This is a genomic window from Amphritea sp. 1_MG-2023, from assembly GCF_030547545.1.
GTDB lineage: Bacteria > Pseudomonadota > Gammaproteobacteria > Pseudomonadales > Balneatricaceae > Amphritea.
In genome coordinates, this window is sequence record NZ_JAUOQE010000031.1 from 1 (window position 1) to 17,710 (window position 17,710).

Sequence of the window (17,710 nt, forward strand, 5' to 3'; positions counted from 1 at the left end):
CCCCGCGCCCCCCCCCTCCGTCTCAGTATCTGGCTTTGTCTCTGTCGCCGACTCTGGCTCTGGCTCTGGCTCTGGCTCTGGCTCTGGCTCTGGCTCTGGCTCTGGCTCTGGCTCTGGCTCTGGCTGAACAGTATTAGGCTGTGCAGCCTCCATATCCAGTGTTATTGCCATATCATCCAGAGAAATATTTTCCATCTCTGGCCCGGCTTTAGGTAACGCTTCGGCCATCAAGTATGGCTCATCGAGCACCGCCTCAGCCGCTGACGATAGTGTCAGTTCTTCTTCGATACTGTAATCGTCATGATCCTCTTTGAGCAGAGCATCAAGGTACTCTTTCACTAACTGCTGCTGACGGTTCAATTGCGTATCACTCATGTTCGACCCCGCTCAGCCAAGCCTCGTAATACACGGATATATGCCTGAACGCCCGGCATCGTCAAATCCAGTGCCGATGGCGTAACACCTTTAGCACTGGCAGTAATAAACTTACTGTCCACCGGCACTACAGAAGCCGCCATATGATCGACAAAGCGCTGATGCAACTCGCGTAAGCAACTCACCGAGGCGGGAATAGTACGATCATAAAAAGTCGGAATTAAGGTATAGGTCAGTTGCCGCTTCCTCGCACGATTGATCATAGTGATGGTGCGCAGCATTCTTTCTAGCCCTTTCAACGCCAGAAATTCAGTTTGCACCGGCACCAACAGATGGCCACAAGCCGCCAACGCATTAATCATCAACACCCCGAGTACCGGCGGACTATCAATCAGCACATAATCATAACGATCTTGCAATAAACGCAGCGCTTTCGCGACTTGCAGTCCCATCCCCTCTTGTCCAACAGACTTACGCTCTAAGGTTGCCAGCGCCGTCGTCGCCGGTATCAGATCGATGCCCGTATTCGAGGTGGGCATCAACAACGGCTCCAGCTGTTTCATATCGATGATACTGTCTGGCTGAAACAGATCGTAAACGCTATTTTCTAGTTCATCCGGATCATATTTAAAATAACTGGTCATCGACCCATGAGGATCAAGATCGACCAATAATACTCGCTGACCGGCATCGGCCAATAAACCGGCTAATGTCACCGCCGTTGTGGTTTTACCCACACCACCTTTCTGATTAGCTACCGCCCATACTTGCATTACTGCGGTGACTCCTGTGCCTGCTCAGAGGAATTCTCTGGCGACGTTAATGTTGTTGTATCTGCTGCTTGCGTTGGCGTTTGACGATTGAAATGAATCTGTCCCTGCTCATCGGTTAGCGTTTTTATCTCCGACTCGGGCAAACCACTTTCTGTCATTATAGAACTAACGGCATCCTCGCTCACCTGCTCGCTACCAAAAGCAGACACCACTCGTTGTGTCTTACGATCCCGAGTAATAACAATCACAATACGCCGATTAACACGACGGCCGGTTTCGGTACTGTTATCACTCATCGGCTGATATTCACCAAAGCCCACTGCCGCCATGCGCTGTGGCGGCACTCCATTCATTTCTAAAATGCGTACCACTCCCGCTGCTCTGGCCGCCGACAACTCCCAATTAGAGGGAAACAGATCCGACGAGATCGGCTGATTATCGGTATAGCCCTCGACGTGAATCGGGTTATCATAGGCTTTGACTATTCTCGCCACTCGCTCAAACACCGGATCGGTGGTAATAGCTGGCAGCGCCCCCCCTTCAGGATAAACAAGATTAGCACTCAATTCTAATGCAACCCAGAGGTTATTACTCTGTACCGCAACATGACCACTGCTAATCAGTTTTTTAAATTGTAACTGCAACTGTTCGCCAATCGCGCGTAAAGCCGCACTGTTTTCAGCCTTGGGGGGCACAATACGGATGGTCTGAGAGGCTTGATTAGCGGTACCATTCTGATAAATGGATAGTCCCGTTGGATCAACGTTAGATTCACCACCCGGTTGAGCATCTGCCACCTGAGGCCGAGAGAAAACCCCCGCAAATGACTCAGCCACCTGCCGATACTTCTCTTCATTGACCGAGGAGATCGCGTACAACACAACGAATAATGCAAACAACAGAGTGATAAAATCGGCATAGGAAATAACCCAGCGCTGAGCATCTAAGTCATGCTTTTCAACCCTACGCCTAGACATGTTAAGACCCCTGTTCCAAATACCCCTGTAGGCGTAACTGAATAATCTTCGGATTTTGACCTTCGGCAATAGACAACAAGCCTTCCAGCATCATCTCCTGATAATAAAAGCGTTTCAGCGTCATCGCCTTAATCTTATTAAACAACGGTAAAAACAGAAGGTTAGCCAGGGCCACACCATAAATAGTGGCGACAAATGCGGTAGCGATGCCGACGCCTAAATTAGCCGGATCGGATAAATTGGACATCACATGGATCAGCCCTAAAACCGCACCGATAATACCCATCGTCGGCGCATAACCGCCCATACTTTCGAGTACCTTGGCCGCCTGTAAATCACGATTCTCACGGCTAATCAACTCCGTTTCGAGGGTCAAACGAATCACATCAGGAGGACGGCCATCAACGAGCATCTGTAAACCTTTCTGAACAAAGCTATCCCCTTGTCCGGCAATTTCATCTTCCAGCGCCAGCAACCCTTTACGTCGCGCAATCACGCACCAACTAACAATATTGTTAATGCCTTCAGGATAATCCAACGCCGTTTTACCAAATACGCGAACCGATAATTTTAACGCACGGGATAGCTCGGCCGATGATGATTGAATCAACACCGCGGCAAACGTTCCGCCCACCACAATCAGTAAAGCGGGTATATTCAATAACTCGTCAAAACCACCGCCCTCGAGGTAGTTGCCACCAAAGATCGCAATAATCGCGAGTAGAATACCGCTTAGGCTGATCAGATTCATCGCGGACCCCAATGCTCAAATAATTCCTTAAGCGTCTCTAAATTGATCACCGCATCCGCCAACTCAGCCTGAATCACCGCCTTAGGCATGCCAAAAATAGTACAACTCTCCTTATCTTGCGCCCAAATAGTGGCACCGGTTTTTTTCAACACCCGAGCGCCATCACAACCATCAGCCCCCATACCGGTCATCACGATCCCTAGCGCCCGCTTGCCATAACCTTTGGCTACGGATGCGAAGGTTAGATCGACACTCGGCTTATAAGTCATCCGCTGATCACTTTCACGTATCAGTAGTTGTCGATGGTTTGACGGATCGATAATCATCTGCTGCCCACCCGGCGCAAGATAAGCATGCCCGGGCATTAATTGATCGCCGTTCTCGGCTTCTTTAATCCTAATTAAGCTTAAATCATCGAGACGCTTAGCAAAAACCGAGGTAAAGGCTTTAGGCATATGTTGCGTCAGTAAGATTGGCACGGGAAAATTAGCCGGAATCTTGGTTAAGATAAATTGCAACGCCGCGGGGCCACCCGTAGATGCTCCAACCGTCACGATGTCACACGCGGGCACCCGAATATGGCTGTCTGCCCTCTTAAGCCGCGAATTTTTGACAACATTCAAAGGTGTATGAGCTGCTGACTCTCGGATTCTCAGCGTGCTCGTCAGCACCGGACGCGTTCTACCGCGCCCCAAGGCAAGAATTTTATCGGTAAGCAGGGTGGCAATCTGCCCGACATCGGCAGAGCTCGGTCCACTCACCCATGCCTGAGCATCTTTTTCCATATAATCAACCGCCCCCAGCGCTAACGCCTCAAGCGTCACAGAGGCACTTCGACGCGTCAGAGAGGACAACATGACCACCTGACAGGGACTTTCAGCCATAATGATTTTCAACGCAGTGATGCCATCCATCTTCGGCATCTCCACATCCATGGTGATCACATCCGGCCTTAATTGTTTAGCTTTAGCGACAGCCTCTTCACCATTATTGGCGCTACCCACAACCGAAATACAAGGATGACTGGACAGTATTTGCTTTATACGGTTGCGAAAAAAAAATGAATCATCAACAACTAAAACTCTAACTGTCATACGGTTATCCAGTATAAATCTGCCGTGCGAACATACTGTTCAACTGGCATACGCCTTCAATAGGCTAGGAATATCAACGATCAGAGCTATGCGGCCATCCCCCGTAATGGTGGCGCCAGACAGACCTGGTGTTCCATGTAAAACCGAACCGAGCGGTTTAATAACGACTTCTTCTTGCCCCACCAACTGATCAACCACGAAAGCAACCTGCATGGTGCCAACATTGGTTATCACAACATGACCATGTTCAGGCAACGGATCTTTCTCAAAACCTTTCATTAACCAGCGTTTCAAATGAAACAAGGGCATCGCTTTATCGCGAACAATAATCACTTGCTGACCATCAACCATGTTAATTTGCGTCAGATCAAGGTTGAAAATCTCATTCACATTCACCAGTGGCAGCGCAAACGCCTGACCTTCGAGTAACACCATCAAGGTTGGCATAATAGCGAGCGTCAACGGCACCTGTATTTCAATGCGCGAGCCCATACCCAACGTAGAGTCGACATCCAGCTTACCATTAAGTTGAGAGATTTTGGTTTTCACCACATCCATCCCAACTCCCCGCCCTGAGACATCAGAAATTTGCTCTTTCGTCGAAAATCCTGCGGCAAAAATCAAATTATAACATTCATGATCACTCAACCGAGCCGCCGCTTCCTGATCCAGCATACCCCGCTTGACGGCAAGATTACGCAATACATCAGGATCCATACCAGCACCATCATCTTCGATGACTAAGAGGATGTGATCGCCTTCTTGTTCTGCCGATAGCAAAACGTGCCCTTCGCGAGGTTTATCATAACGCTCGCGAACGTCGGGCTCTTCGATACCATGATCGATGGCATTGCGCACTAGATGTATCAATGGATCGGCTAACGCCTCAACCAAGTTTTTATCCAGATCGGTGTCTTCGCCTCGCAGTTCCAGGTTGACCTCTTTATGCAACTGCCGCGACAGATCGCGCACCAAGCGCGGGAAGCGACCAAAGACTTTTTTCACCGGTTGCATTCGAGTCTTCATCACTGACATTTGTAAATCAGCCGTCACCATATCCAGCGATGCCAAGGCTTTCGACATATCACCATCATCCACCTCGGCACCGAGACGCACGAGTCGGTTTCTCACCAAAACCAACTCACCCACCATATTCATGATCTGATCTAGCAAGCGGGTATCCACCCGGACATTACTTTCAGCCGCAGGTTTATGGGCGGCTGTTTTAGCCACAGCGCTAACATGAGCATCGTCTGCATCGATGGCGCTAACAGGCGCGACCGCTTTGGCTGGCTGAGCCGGTATCGAGGCAAAAGCCCCCTCACCCTTAGATTGCAGATCATCAAGCAGATGTTCAAATTCATCATCGGTAATCAGATCACTCTGAGACGCTGCATTAGTCACCGTCTCCAGCGGCGGCGTCGAACCTCCCAACAATTGATCAAACTCATCATCAGCGATACGCTCTGACGGCCCTTGCGGATGAACACCTGGCGCGCCATGAGGACCATGCAATTGATCTAATAGATCTTCAAACTCATCTTCCGTAATCAGATCAGACGCTGGCGCTGCGACGATACCCGGCGCACCATGCGGGCCATGTAATTCGTCTAATAGATCTTCAAACTCATCTTCGGTAATCAAGTCAGATGCTGCCTCTGAATGACTCGTTACCGCGCTCGCATTAGCTGAGCCGTTATCTAAGCCCGAGACAAATCGATTAAACTCAGCACTCACGGCGGCATCGGTCTGCTGCTGTCTCGAGTCAGTGGCGACGCCCACGGAGGCTTGCACAGGCGTGACTGACGCAACAGGCGCCTGTCCCGAGGCTATCGTATCTAAGCCCGCTAACAAAGCCGGATCGACCGGCGCAGGAAAACAGCCTTGCTTAACCGTCTCAAACATTCCGTTAATGCTATCTAACGCCTGTAACACGAGATCCATCAGCTCGGGCGACACTTTCAGCGCATCATTACGTAACTGATCAAACAGGTTTTCGGCACTGTGACAACAATCCACCATCGGATCGAGTTGCAAAAAACCCGCGCCGCCTTTAACGGTATGAAAGCCGCGAAAGATGGCATTCAGTAATTCACGATCTTCTGGATGCTGCTCAAGATCAACTAACTGCTCAGACAGTTGCTCCAGTATCTCTCCGGCCTCAACTAAAAAGTCTTCTAATATTTCCTGATCAACATTCAAGGACATTCGTTTTACCTTTCAAAAACCGAGGCTAGATAACAGATCATCAACTTCATCCTGACTGGATGCGACCGAGGCTGAATTGCGCCCTCTCACCTGTGGCCCATCGGCCTCCATCTCAGAGGGTTCAGTCGCCGTATCGGCTTCTGATTTAGCCCCAGCACTAGCAGGCAAAGTGCCCAAACTATTGACTCGAGAGGCCACCGCCATTAAGCCAACCAATTTATCTTCAACATCGGCGACCAACTGAATAACACGCTTAATAAGCTGTCCGGTGATATCCTGATATTCCTGCGCGACTAATATACCGGTGAGTTGCTCTTTGATATGTCCTAAGACAACCGTCTGCTCCCCAGCATAGACACAGGCTTTATCGTACAAGGATTCGAGTCGAGGGTGATCCTTCTTGAGTAACGCCAGCTCATCTAATAGCTCTTGACGCTGTAAGAAATGTCGTTCAATCGTTGCCACATATTCCAGCGCATTATCTACCTGATCAATGGTTTTATGCGCATTCGCTTCAGTGAGTTCAATCACATAAGAGAGCCGTTCACTGGCATCGGATATTGACGCTATATTATGTTGAGAATCCCTTAACAGATCTTTAGTACTGATATCATCGGTAAAACCGATAATCGCATTATGCACCGCACGCGTGAGTGTCCCCACCTCATGATAAAGCGCCTGATGGCGCATATCATTGAGTTGTTGCACCTGATCCATCGCCTGAGACAGCTGCCCTTGATCAAGCAATTCCACCAGCCGCTCTGCTCGTGTTCGAAGCTCTGTTTCAAACAGATGCTGATCATAATGTTTTTCAAAATCAGACATTAACGCCTCCTAGCCCTGTAGACGCACAAAAATCTTCTCAATTTTTTCTTTCAACACCCCGGCAGTAAAAGGCTTAATAATATAACCATTTACACCCGCTTGAGCCGCCGTAATAATTTGCTCTCGCTTCGCTTCAGCCGTTACCATCAGAATCGGTATATGACTCAACGCAGGATCGGCACGCACCGTTCTTAACAGATCGATACCCGACATTTTCGGCATATTCCAATCTGTAACCAAAAAATCAATACCGCCCGCTTTAAGTAATGGCAACGCTGTTGCCCCATCGTCTGCCTCTACGATATTGTTAAACCCAAGATCACGTAGCAGATTTTTTATAATCCGACGCATGGTTGAGAAATCATCTACTACCAGAATTTTCATGTCTTTATTCAAGACAATCCCTCCTAACACTCGCTTTAACGGTAACTGACTGTTTCAGTCTCACCGCCACTCTTTTAAACGACCACGTAATCGCAATGCCGCCTGACTATGTATTTGACTGACGCGCGATTCGCTAACCCCTAACACCTGACCAATCTCTTTAAGGTTAAGTTCTTCATCATAATACAGCGACAACACCAGCTTCTCACGCTCAGGCAGCCCCTGTATTTCGCGGGCAACGGCTTGCATAAAATCTTTTTCTTCAAACGCTTCAGACGGATTAGGTTCATTACTAGCAATCACCTCACTAGGCCCTTCATCCTGAGGCGCCGTTAACTTATCGAAGCTAAACAGGCGACTTTCAGCAGAATCTTTCAATAATGCATGATATTCAGTCACACTGATATCGAGTTCAGCAGCAACCTCCCCATCTTGGGCATCTCGACCGGTACGCATTTCAATCGCCTGAATCGCCTCAGAAACACGCCGACCATTTCGATGCACGGAACGAGGCGTCCAATCACCTCGACGCACTTCATCAATAATCGAGCCACGAATGCGAATCCCCGCATAGGTTTCAAAACTGGCCCCTTTACTGGCATCATATTTCTTCGCGGCTTCTAACAATCCCACCATACCCGCTTGAATCAAATCTTCCAGCACAACACTATTCGGCAATCTTGCCAGCAAATGATGAGCAATACGCTTAACTAACGTTGTATGTTGCTCAATAATCTCCTGACTAGACCGAAACTGAAGCTGATTATACATAGAGATCATTCGCTATTCTGGCTATCTATTCAGGCGCCAGTAATCAGGCGCTCAACAAAAAATTCTAGGTGCCCTCGAGGGCTGGAGGGCATCGGCCAAGCGTCCACTTTGGTCGCCAGTTGTTTATAGGCTAACGCGGCTTTACTCTGTGGAAACGCTTTTAAAACAGCACGTTGTTGCTTAACTCCCTTTCTAACAGCTTCATCATAAGGGATTGACCCTAGGTATTGAAGGGTTACATCAAGAAAGCGATCGGTTACCGTCAATAATTTGTTATACATATTGCGTCCTTCCTGCTCAGAACGGACCATATTCGCCAACACGCGAAAGCGCGTCATTTTATAATCACGATTCAGTAGCTTCATCAAAGCGTAGGCATCGGTAATGGAGGTCGGCTCATCACACACCACCACCACTACCTCCTGTGCCGCTTTCACAAAACTCACCACCGCCTCAGAGATACCGGCGGCGGTATCTATCACGAGAATATCCAGATCATCCGCTATCTCACTAAACGCATGAATCAATTCAGAATGCTCATGCACGCTCAGGGAGGTCATTGCCTGCGTACCCGATGCTGCGGGGACAATGCGAACGTTAGTATCGACATCAATCAGTAACTCTTTCAAGCCACAGGTACCGGATAACACATCGGAAATATTGCGTTGCGCTTTAACCCCCAACAATACATCGACATTCGCAAGACCAAGATCGGCATCCATTAACACCACCCGATGCCCCATCTCCCCCAGCGCCAGACTCATATTGACCGAGACATTGGTTTTACCTACGCCACCTTTACCACCGGTAACGGCGATCACCTTAACCGGTCGCGAACTACCCATGGCGGTTTCCTGTATCTGTTAACAAATCAGCTCTCCCAATGATCATCTCTGGCTAGCCTGTCCTGTTGATGTTCTTGAAATACTCGACGACTGCGCGTCGCCTTCTGCGCCGTAATCACCGCTCGACTGACTAAATCTTTCTTATGCGCGACATTAATATCATCCGGCACCCGTTGCCCATCGGTCACGTAACTTACCGATAAACCATTTTCAATCACCAAATCCAGCGCTTCACCGAGATTCCCCGATTCATCCAGTTTACTCAACACACAGCCACTCAATCCTAACGGCGCATACGTCTCATAAGCGCTCTCAATCACATGACGCTGACTCGAACAGGATAAGACTAATAGTTTTTTCAAGCGTACCGACACATCATCCAACATATTCAACTGTGCTTGAGTATGTGGTTCATGGGCATTCATACCGGCGGTATCGATCAATACCAAACGTTTGCCGCGCAGCGAGGACAGCACCTCATCCAACGAGTTATTTTCATCCACCACGCGCACCGGCACATCCAAGATACGGCCAAACGTCAACAACTGTTCATGGGCGGCGATACGATAGGAATCGGTCGTCACTAGCGCGACACTCGAACTACCATGCTTTAACACATAGCGCGCCGCCAGCTTGCCGATTGTGGTTGTTTTACCCACCCCAGTAGGCCCGACAAACGCAATCATGCCGCCTCGTTCAACAAAATCCTCACCCATCACAGGAATATTGTCACTCAAGTGTGTCAGCGTTGCACGCCAAGCATCATCGAGTTCGTCCGCATCGGTCACCTTAGCGGATAACTGTCGACTGATTTGCGGGCCCAAGCCAATGCGTTCTAAGCGGCGCTCCACTTTGAGCACCGCCGAATCGGCCTGTACGTGTCGAGGGCGCGCGGCGGCTGACGCTTTAGGTTTAATGGTTTCAGCTGCGGGGCGCTGCGGCTCGGTTTCGCGAGGACGGTTAAGAATATTCTTTAGTGATTCAATCTCTTGCTGAAGGGCGACAATAGCATCTTGCTCTGTCTCGCGAGGCGTCTCCGTCGCAGCTTTAAATTCGTGCGCTTGACGCGTGGGATCCAGTTTGGGCTGCACTCGGGCGGGGGTATCTTGCATCGCTGCTGACTGATGCATGCGTCCCTGCTGCCGACGCTTGAGCGTATCAAGGATTTCACTCAACTCTTCATCGTCATCATCTAACTGACGGTTTTTCTGACGCGGCTCCGGCGTGCCCTCTTGAGCCGTGGCGATGCGGGCTTGCGCCTTGCGTAACTCCTCGGCAAGATTACTTTGCAGCTTAGTGGGTTGCGACGGCGTTTCTTTACGACTATGTTCGACCGCTCGCTTACGCTTAAACTCTTGCTGAGCCGCTTCGTATTCATGCTCATGCGCGGCCACGACTTCAACGCCACCCGCCACACGATGATTTGAGACAATCACGGCATCCGGGCCGATTTCGTCCCTGACCCGTTGCATAGCCTGCCTCATATCCGGAGCAAAAAAGCGTTTAACTTTCATAACCGTCTCTATTCATGACCTCATTAGGCACCGACCTAACTCTGGCCACCTACTGTCGCAATAATCGTAACCCGTTTATTTTCGGGGATTTCCTGATAGGAAAGCACACTAATTTGATGCTCGCCATAGCGTACAAATTTAGCCAACAACGGTCTTATCGGTGCCGCCACCAATAATATTGAAGCTCGCCCAGCCACTTCTTGCTGCTGCGCCACACCCGCGAGCGAGGTTTGCAGACGCTCAGCCATGGTCGGTTCAATCACCAACCCTTCATTACCTTCACCGCGTTGCACCGAGCCCAACAGCAGTTGTTCCAACTGAGGATCGAGCGTAATCACCGGTAACTCGTCATCATTACCCACCACATTCTGCACAATCATACGCGATAACGATATACGCACCGCCGCCGTCAGTCCTTGTGGATCTTGAGTTCGCGCAACGGCCTCGGCTAAAGACTCGGTAATCGTGCGAAAATCTTTCACCGGCACCTGCTCCATCAATAAGTTCTGTAACACTTTTAACAGTGTACTCACAGAAAGCTTGCCTGGAACTAACTCTTCTACCAGTTTTGGTGACGTTTTAGCTAATAGGTCCAATAATTTTTGTACTTCATCATGTCCCATCAGCTCATGCGAGTGCGCTTGCAGGATTTGATTTAAATGGGTTGCCACCACCGTACCGGCATCAACCACCGTATAACCCAGCGTTTGCGCCTGCTCTTTCTGACTCTGCTCAATCCAAACCGCATCCAAGCCAAAAGCGGGGTCTTTTACATTGATCCCCTTTAGCGTACCAAATACTTGACCGGGATTGATCGCTAAATCTCGATCGGGATACACTTCAGACTCACCCACCGTCACCCCCATCAAGGTAATGCGATAAGCGCCTGGCATCAGATCAAGGTTATCTCGAATATGCACCGACGGCACGAGAAAGCCCAAGTCTTGAGATAGCTTTTTTCGTACCCCTTTAATACGGTTCAATAACTGCCCGCCCTGCAATTTATCGACCATTGGAATCAATCGATAACCCACTTCTAGGCCGATCATATCCACGGGCATCACATCATCCCAATCCAACTCTTTAGCATCCTGCTCCGGCTCTGTCGGTGCGCTTTTAGCCGCCGCCTCCTGTACCTGCTCGGCCGCAGCCGCCGCCAGATTCCGCTGCTGAATAAAGTAAGCCCCAACACCCGCCGCAATCGCTAGCGATAAAAATGCGACATGAGGCATGCCCGGAATCGAGCCCATAATAAACAAGATAGCGGCAGCAACCGCTAAGGCTTTAGGCGAACCAAACAATTGCCCAATAACCTGCTTACCCATATCCTGTGACGAGTTAACGCGCGTCACCATAATCGCCGCCGCGGTGGATAATAGCAATGACGGTATCTGTGCAACCAAACCATCACCGATCGTCAACAACGAGTAATACCGCGCCGCCAACTCGAATGACAGATCATGCTGTAACATCCCGATACCCAAACCACCGAGAATATTAATCACCAGAATCAAGATGCCCGCCACGGCATCGCCGCGAACAAACTTACTCGCACCATCCATCGAGCCATAAAAATCGGCTTCTTGAGTTACTTCCTGACGTCGTGTTTTAGCATCATCCTGACTAATCAATCCGGCATTTAAATCGGCATCGATCGCCATCTGCTTACCCGGCATGGCATCCAAGGTAAAGCGAGCACTTACTTCGGATATACGCCCCGCACCTTTGGTGACAACCACGAAGTTAATGATGACTAAAATCAAAAACACCACTAAACCGACGACATAATTTCCGCCAATTACGACCTCACCAAAGGCTTCAATCACTTTACCGGCGGCATCCCCTCCTTCATGACCATACAATAACACCACGCGAGTCGATGCCACGTTTAGCGCCAATCGCATTAACGTGGCAATCAGCAGAATCGTCGGGAAAACAGCAAAATCTAATGGCCGCATGGCATACACACAGACCAGCAGCACCACGATGGATAGGGCGATATTAAAGGTAAACAGGGTATCCAATAGAAAGGGAGGCATCGGCAGCGTAACCATACCGAGCACCAGCAGCAGTAAAAAAGGAATCCCGAGATTCCCTTTACTGACGCCACGTACATTATTATAGATCGCTGTTCTATCCATTACGCCTCAAATGAGGTCTCTCCGCCGACAAAACGTCAAAAAAACATCACAAAATAGTTAATTATTTAAAGATTGAAAAATAACATTAATATAAAACGAAAAACATCAATATTTTGACGCTTTCACTATCTTAACCCATCTAATGCAAGAATCCAGCCAGGCTATAGCCTTCCGTCTCACTACAGCGACCATTACTCATCTCGGCGTAGCTCATCCGGTATATCCAACTGTTCTGAGATCGCTTTCGGCGCGGGGCCTTGTCGCCGCTTATGACGTTGTAACTGATACACATACGCGAGAATTTCAGCCACCGCTTTAAACAGACCCGATGGTATCTCTTCATCGACATCGGTTGAGTGATAAATAGCTCGCGCTAAAGGTGGTGCAGACAACACCGGAATCTCATGTTGATCTGCAATTTCTCTGATTTTTAGGGCCACAAAATCGCCCCCTTTCGCCACCATAAAGGGTGCCCCACCGCCCCCCTGTTCATACTTAAGGGCCACGGCATAGTGAGTTGGGTTGGTAATCACGACATCCGCTTCCGGCACAGCCGCCATCATCTTGCGCTGTGATATTTCCCGCTGTAGCTGCCGAATACGGCCTTTTACCTCCGGCTTACCTTCGCTATTTTTCATCTCATCCTTCACTTCCTGAAGGGTCATTTTCAGCTTTTGCGTATAATCATAGATCTGAAACGGCACATCAATCACCGAAATTAAGATCATCGTGGCACTCATCACCAGGAACGCCCAGATAACAATCTCTGTGGCATGAGACATGGCCGGAATAATATCCTGTGAACCGAGTGAAAATAGCGCCTGTTTAGATGTATACAGCACCAGAAACGAGAGTGAACCCACCACCAGAAACTTGGCCAATGCTTTAAACAGCTCTAGCAACGCTTTCAGGGAAAACATCCGCTTAATACCGGCCAGAGGATCAATCCGGCTAAACTTAGGCGCCATCGCCTTCATACTGATATTCCAGCCACCCAAGGCAATCGGGCCAACAATCGCCGCCACTAACAGCACAGCAAAGAAACCAAGACAGGCGTACAGTGCTTCAAATATAGAATATCCCAGATGCATAAACATCGCGGCGGGATCCATCACCGCTTGCCGATCAAGCTCGAAGTTAAACTTCATCATACCCGCCATCTTATCCGCAACTTGACCACCAAACATGATCGCCGCGGCGGCAGCCGACAATAATAAGATGGTTGTGGCTAGCTCTTTTGAGCGCGCCACATCGCCCTTCTCTTTCGCATCACGTAATCGTTTCGATGTGGGTTCTTCGGTTTTTTCCTGACCGCTGTCTTCAGCCATCGTTACAGCACCCCCACACCTAAAACCTGATCGATATAATTAAATGCAAGCGTGACAAAACGCTGAAACTGCCCCAGAAAGCCTTCTAAACTCACCCAAGCGATCACCAGCCCTACCAACATCGTAAAGGGAAAACCGATAGCAAATATATTCAATTGTGGAGCCGCCTTCGCCATGACGCCAAACGCAAAGTTAATCACTAACAAGGCGGTCACCGCCGGTAGCGACATCAATAAGGCACTCGCTAACATCCAGCTACCCGATTTAGCCAACGCCATATACCCGGCGACTGGCATCGAACCGGCCGAAACGGGGAACACAAAAAAGCTCCGCGCTAACGCTTCAAGCATCACTAAATGACCATTGAGGGCTAAAAACAATAACATCACCAGCATCAAGTAGAGTTGTGACAGCACCACCACCGACACGCCGTTCGCCGGATCACTGACCGAGGCAAAACCTAAACCCATCTGCGATGAGATCAACTGACCACCCAGTGAGAAGATCTGAAACAATACTTGCAGCACAAACGCCATGGCGGTACCAATAATGATCTGCTGAGCAATCAAAATATAGGTCTGCAAGGACATGGCATCGATCACCGGCATGGCCGGCAAAGTGGGCAGTAAAACCACCGTCATCGCAAGCGCTAAGCCCAAACGAATGCGCGTCGCCACCAGCTGTGTACCAATCATCGGCACAACCATCAGAAAAGAAGCGATACGAAAGAAAGGTAACAAGAATTGTGCTACCCATTGCTCCAACTGAAGCGCACTCAGCTGCAACATAAGCTACCCCAAAAACAGCGGTATATTGGCAAAAATACTATTAAACTGATCCATCAACTGACCTAAAATCCAAGGCCCAGCCCACATAATCGTTAACAACGTCACCAGTAACCGCGGCAAGAAACTCAAGGTTTGCTCATTGATCTGCGTCGCTGCCTGAAAGGTAGACACCAACAGACCCACTAACAGTGATGGCACCACAATCACCGCCACCAATATGACCACCAAAAACAGCGCTTCGCCAAACAGATCAAGAACCATTCCCGGTGTCATTATATGCTCTCCAAACCCTGCGTTAAACGATAGGCGATATCACCCCGACCCTGTGTCAAACGACAAAACTACCCGCCAGCGTCCCTATTACCATAGCCCAGCCATCCACCAACACAAATAACATGATTTTAAAGGGTAATGAGATAATCACCGGCGAAAGCATCATCATCCCCATCGCCATTAAGATACTCGCCACCACTAAGTCGATGACCAAAAAGGGGATAAACAACATAAAACCAATTTGAAATGCTGTCTTCAACTCACTGGTCACAAACGAAGGCACGAGGACGGTGAAAGGAATATCATCCGGCGTTTGCACCGCCGGTGTTCGGGATATATTCATAAACAGATTAAGATCATTCTCGCGGGTTTGCGCTAACATAAAGCCGCGAAAAGGCACGCTAGCGGCCTGTAACGCTTCATACGAGGTTAACTCTTCATTCAGATAAGGTTGCACCGCCTGTTCATTCACTTTATCTAACACCGGCGACATAATAAACAGCGTTAAAAACAGCGATAATCCCAGCAGAATCTGATTGGAAGGCGTCTGCTGCAACCCCAATGCCTGTCGCAGAATCGCAAAGACAATAATAATACGCGCAAATGATGTCATCATCATCAGAATCGCGGGCAGAAACGTCAATAACGTCATCAACCCTAAAATCTGCAACGTCACACTGTAATCAGCACTTCCATCGGCATTCGTGGTCAGAGTCACCGCCGGAATACCGACATCCGCCGCCTGTCCTAAACTAGGCAACAACAGCGAGACTAACGGCAGCAGCAACGCGAATAGAGGCTTCACTCGGTCTCCTTACGCTGCAGTACTTGCTGTAACTTAGCCGCAAATTCACCGGGCGAACTGCCTGCCTCGATGAGGGGTTGATCATAGCTGTGCAACAAGTTGACGCGCCCCGGCGCCACGCCTAATAACAACTGTTGCTCGCCGGCCTGTACGAGAACCAATTTTTCTCGTGTGGTTAACGGCACCGAGGCCACCACCCGCAAGGCGCGATGCTGCCCGGGCAAACCGGAATAACGCTTCAACAGCCAGGCGAGTAAAAAAATTAACCCGATCACCAGAATCAAACCGGCTAACAGCTGCATAATCGAGCCTGAATTAATCGGATCGATCATCTGTCGCGTCACAACACGGCCCGTCTCTTCGGTATCCGAGGTGGCCGCCATCGTCACGCCAGTGTCCGCCAACCATAGCAACGCAGCACCACATACAGCCCACATACGTATCATCTGAGTTTATCGATGCGTTCCTGCGGACTGATAACATCAGTCAGCCGGATGCCGTAACGATCATTCACCACCACGACTTCGCCATGCGCAATCAAGGTACCATTCACCAACACATCCAGTGGCTCTCCGGCCACACGATCGAGCTCAACAACCGAGCCCTGATTGAGCTGAAGCAGATTACGTATGGAGATATCAGAGCGCCCGACTTCCATCGATAACTTGACCGGAATATCGAGAATAACATCCAAACTAGGGTTATCCAGCTTGACGCTATCATCTCTCAGCTCATCTAAATCAATAGACTGCCCTTGCGCGGCTTCAGCTTGAGCCTGCTCAGCCATCGCAGCGCCCCAATCATCAAGCCCTGCGCCGTCTTGATTTCCATTATCGTCATTACTCATGAGTGATACGCTCTATTCAACGGTTTAATCATTAATTTAGTCATGCTTGCTCCGGCTAACAATTTTTACCGCCAGATTGCCTCGGGATGTCCCTAGCTTGCAATTAAATACCGGCACCCGTGCGGCTTTTAATTCTAATGTATCGGCAATATCGATGGGAATAATATCACCCGCTTCCAACTGCATGACATCGCGAAGCTTCATTTTCCGCTCGCCAATCACCAGATCCAAATTGATCGGTGCCCCCAACATATCGTGTTTGAGGGAAGTCAGCCATTGCTCATCCAACTCTTCTTCTGCTGGTTTAAAACCTGAAATTAATATATCGCGAATAGGCTCGAGCATCGAATAGGGCATGGTGACATGAAATTCACCGGTACCGCCTTCCATATCGACCTGAAAACTACTCACCACCACCACTTCCGAAGGGTTAATGACGTTAGCCATCGCCGGATTGACTTCATGCCCACTGACTTCAAACTTCAAGGGCATGACTGGCTCCCATGAGCCTTCCAAATCAACAAAAAATTGACTGATCACCTTATCGATCAGGCGAATCTCAGTCGGTGTAAATTCCCGCCCCTCAATTTTGGCATGTCGACCATCGCCACCAAAAAAGCTATCAACCAAGCGAAACACCAGCTTAGCATCCATCACCAATAACGCAGTACCTCGCAGCGGCGATACACGCAGCAAGTTAATACTGGTTGGCACATACAGGGTGTGAATATAATCGGAGTATTTCATGATCTGTACGCCGCCCACGGAAACATCGGCATTATTGCGTAACAGGGTAAACAAAGAGATACGCGTATGACGCGCAAAACGCTCGTTAATCATCTCCAGCGTTGGCATCCGTCCACGAACAATACGTTCATGGCTGGCGAGATCGTAGACTTTAATCCCAGAATCATCTTCGACGACACTTTCATCGGTATCAATATCGCCATCATCGACGCCATGCAGCAAGGCATCGATTTCATCCTGAGAAAGCAGATCTTTGACTGTCAT

Annotated in this window: 19 protein-coding genes; all 19 read right to left on the bottom strand. The window is 49.2% G+C overall.

Features of this window, described 5'->3' with window-relative positions; genetic code table 11:
• Positions 1–375 (bottom strand): hypothetical protein (locus Q4488_RS14845; RefSeq protein WP_303581263.1); only part of this gene is annotated, 375 nt, incomplete at its 3' end.
• The gene (locus Q4488_RS14850) at positions 372–1,148 is read right to left on the bottom strand and encodes a ParA family protein (protein ID WP_303581264.1); all 777 of its coding nucleotides are present in this window, start codon (positions 1,146–1,148) and stop codon (positions 372–374) included. The genes Q4488_RS14845 and Q4488_RS14850, both read right to left, overlap by 4 nt.
• Positions 1,148–2,125: a flagellar motor protein MotB gene (locus Q4488_RS14855; RefSeq protein ID WP_303581265.1), complete on the bottom strand. Its 978-nt coding sequence runs from the start codon at positions 2,123–2,125 to the stop codon at positions 1,148–1,150. Before Q4488_RS14855 ends, Q4488_RS14850 begins: the two co-directional genes overlap by 1 nt.
• Position 2,126: 1 nt before the next feature.
• On the bottom strand, positions 2,127–2,876 hold the full coding sequence (locus Q4488_RS14860; RefSeq protein WP_303581266.1) for a flagellar motor protein: 750 nt from the start codon (positions 2,874–2,876) through the stop codon (positions 2,127–2,129).
• Entirely contained in the window at positions 2,873–3,970 is a 1,098-nt protein-coding gene (locus Q4488_RS14865; RefSeq protein WP_303581267.1) for a chemotaxis response regulator protein-glutamate methylesterase, read from the bottom strand. Before Q4488_RS14865 ends, Q4488_RS14860 begins: the two co-directional genes overlap by 4 nt.
• A 39-nt stretch (positions 3,971–4,009) precedes the next feature.
• On the bottom strand, positions 4,010–6,178 hold the full coding sequence (locus Q4488_RS14870; RefSeq protein ID WP_303581268.1) for a chemotaxis protein CheA: 2,169 nt from the start codon (positions 6,176–6,178) through the stop codon (positions 4,010–4,012).
• 12 nt (positions 6,179–6,190) lie between these two features.
• Complete coding sequence (locus Q4488_RS14875; protein WP_303581269.1) at positions 6,191–7,003, bottom strand: protein phosphatase CheZ; 813 nt, start codon at positions 7,001–7,003, stop codon at positions 6,191–6,193.
• A 9-nt stretch (positions 7,004–7,012) separates the two neighbouring features.
• Positions 7,013–7,399: a chemotaxis response regulator CheY gene (gene cheY / locus Q4488_RS14880; protein ID WP_303581270.1), complete on the bottom strand. Its 387-nt coding sequence runs from the start codon at positions 7,397–7,399 to the stop codon at positions 7,013–7,015.
• Positions 7,400–7,447: 48 nt separating this feature from the next.
• Positions 7,448–8,158 (bottom strand): RNA polymerase sigma factor FliA, encoded by a 711-nt coding sequence (locus Q4488_RS14885; RefSeq protein ID WP_303581301.1) that lies wholly within the window; start codon positions 8,156–8,158, stop codon positions 7,448–7,450.
• Between the two features lie 29 nt (positions 8,159–8,187).
• Positions 8,188–9,003, bottom strand: a complete 816-nt coding sequence (locus Q4488_RS14890) for a MinD/ParA family protein (protein WP_303581271.1) — start codon at positions 9,001–9,003, stop codon at positions 8,188–8,190.
• Between the two features lie 26 nt (positions 9,004–9,029).
• Positions 9,030–10,517, bottom strand: a complete 1,488-nt coding sequence (gene flhF / locus Q4488_RS14895; RefSeq protein WP_303581272.1) for a flagellar biosynthesis protein FlhF — start codon at positions 10,515–10,517, stop codon at positions 9,030–9,032.
• A gap of 35 nt (positions 10,518–10,552) precedes the next feature.
• Complete coding sequence (gene flhA / locus Q4488_RS14900) at positions 10,553–12,658, bottom strand: flagellar biosynthesis protein FlhA (RefSeq protein WP_303581273.1); 2,106 nt, start codon at positions 12,656–12,658, stop codon at positions 10,553–10,555.
• A gap of 191 nt (positions 12,659–12,849) precedes the next feature.
• A complete protein-coding gene (gene flhB / locus Q4488_RS14905) occupies positions 12,850–13,986 on the bottom strand; it encodes a flagellar biosynthesis protein FlhB (RefSeq protein ID WP_303581274.1) in 1,137 nt (378 codons plus the stop codon).
• A gap of 2 nt (positions 13,987–13,988) precedes the next feature.
• Positions 13,989–14,774 (bottom strand): flagellar biosynthetic protein FliR, encoded by a 786-nt coding sequence (gene fliR, locus Q4488_RS14910; RefSeq protein ID WP_303581275.1) that lies wholly within the window; start codon positions 14,772–14,774, stop codon positions 13,989–13,991.
• A 3-nt stretch (positions 14,775–14,777) separates the two neighbouring features.
• Positions 14,778–15,047, bottom strand: coding sequence for a flagellar biosynthesis protein FliQ (gene fliQ / locus Q4488_RS14915; RefSeq protein WP_303581276.1), 270 nt, complete (start codon positions 15,045–15,047; stop codon positions 14,778–14,780).
• 55 nt (positions 15,048–15,102) lie between these two features.
• A complete protein-coding gene (gene fliP / locus Q4488_RS14920) occupies positions 15,103–15,852 on the bottom strand; it encodes a flagellar type III secretion system pore protein FliP (protein WP_368411585.1) in 750 nt (249 codons plus the stop codon).
• Entirely contained in the window at positions 15,849–16,289 is a 441-nt protein-coding gene (fliO, locus tag Q4488_RS14925; protein ID WP_303581277.1) for a flagellar biosynthetic protein FliO, read from the bottom strand. Before fliO ends, fliP begins: the two co-directional genes overlap by 4 nt.
• Before the next feature lie 5 nt (positions 16,290–16,294).
• Positions 16,295–16,699, bottom strand: a complete 405-nt coding sequence (gene fliN / locus Q4488_RS14930; protein ID WP_303581278.1) for a flagellar motor switch protein FliN — start codon at positions 16,697–16,699, stop codon at positions 16,295–16,297.
• A gap of 36 nt (positions 16,700–16,735) precedes the next feature.
• Complete coding sequence (fliM, locus tag Q4488_RS14935; protein WP_303581279.1) at positions 16,736–17,710, bottom strand: flagellar motor switch protein FliM; 975 nt, start codon at positions 17,708–17,710, stop codon at positions 16,736–16,738.

Bases quoted from the DNA above. Each gene is read 5' to 3' on its own strand.
- Q4488_RS14870 (WP_303581268.1), bottom strand. From the start codon at position 6,178: ATGTCCTTGAATGTTGATCAGGAAATATTAGAAGACTTTTTAGTTGAG.
- flhF (WP_303581272.1), bottom strand. From the start codon at position 10,517: ATGAAAGTTAAACGCTTTTTTGCTCCGGATATGAGGCAGGCTATGCAA.
- Q4488_RS14890 (WP_303581271.1), bottom strand. From the start codon at position 9,003: ATGGGTAGTTCGCGACCGGTTAAGGTGATCGCCGTTACCGGTGGTAAA.
- fliR (WP_303581275.1), bottom strand. From the start codon at position 14,774: ATGTTGCAGCTGAGTGCGCTTCAGTTGGAGCAATGGGTAGCACAATTC.
- flhA (WP_303581273.1), bottom strand. From the start codon at position 12,658: ATGGATAGAACAGCGATCTATAATAATGTACGTGGCGTCAGTAAAGGG.
- Q4488_RS14860 (WP_303581266.1), bottom strand. From the start codon at position 2,876: ATGAATCTGATCAGCCTAAGCGGTATTCTACTCGCGATTATTGCGATC.
- Q4488_RS14850 (WP_303581264.1), bottom strand. From the start codon at position 1,148: ATGCAAGTATGGGCGGTAGCTAATCAGAAAGGTGGTGTGGGTAAAACC.
- flhB (WP_303581274.1), bottom strand. From the start codon at position 13,986: ATGGCTGAAGACAGCGGTCAGGAAAAAACCGAAGAACCCACATCGAAA.
- fliN (WP_303581278.1), bottom strand. From the start codon at position 16,699: ATGAGTAATGACGATAATGGAAATCAAGACGGCGCAGGGCTTGATGAT.
- Q4488_RS14885 (WP_303581301.1), bottom strand. From the start codon at position 8,158: ATGTATAATCAGCTTCAGTTTCGGTCTAGTCAGGAGATTATTGAGCAA.
- Q4488_RS14855 (WP_303581265.1), bottom strand. From the start codon at position 2,125: ATGTCTAGGCGTAGGGTTGAAAAGCATGACTTAGATGCTCAGCGCTGG.
- Q4488_RS14875 (WP_303581269.1), bottom strand. From the start codon at position 7,003: ATGTCTGATTTTGAAAAACATTATGATCAGCATCTGTTTGAAACAGAG.
- Q4488_RS14865 (WP_303581267.1), bottom strand. From the start codon at position 3,970: ATGACAGTTAGAGTTTTAGTTGTTGATGATTCATTTTTTTTTCGCAAC.
- fliO (WP_303581277.1), bottom strand. From the start codon at position 16,289: ATGTGGGCTGTATGTGGTGCTGCGTTGCTATGGTTGGCGGACACTGGC.
- fliQ (WP_303581276.1), bottom strand. From the start codon at position 15,047: ATGACACCGGGAATGGTTCTTGATCTGTTTGGCGAAGCGCTGTTTTTG.
- fliM (WP_303581279.1), bottom strand. From the start codon at position 17,710: ATGACAGTCAAAGATCTGCTTTCTCAGGATGAAATCGATGCCTTGCTG.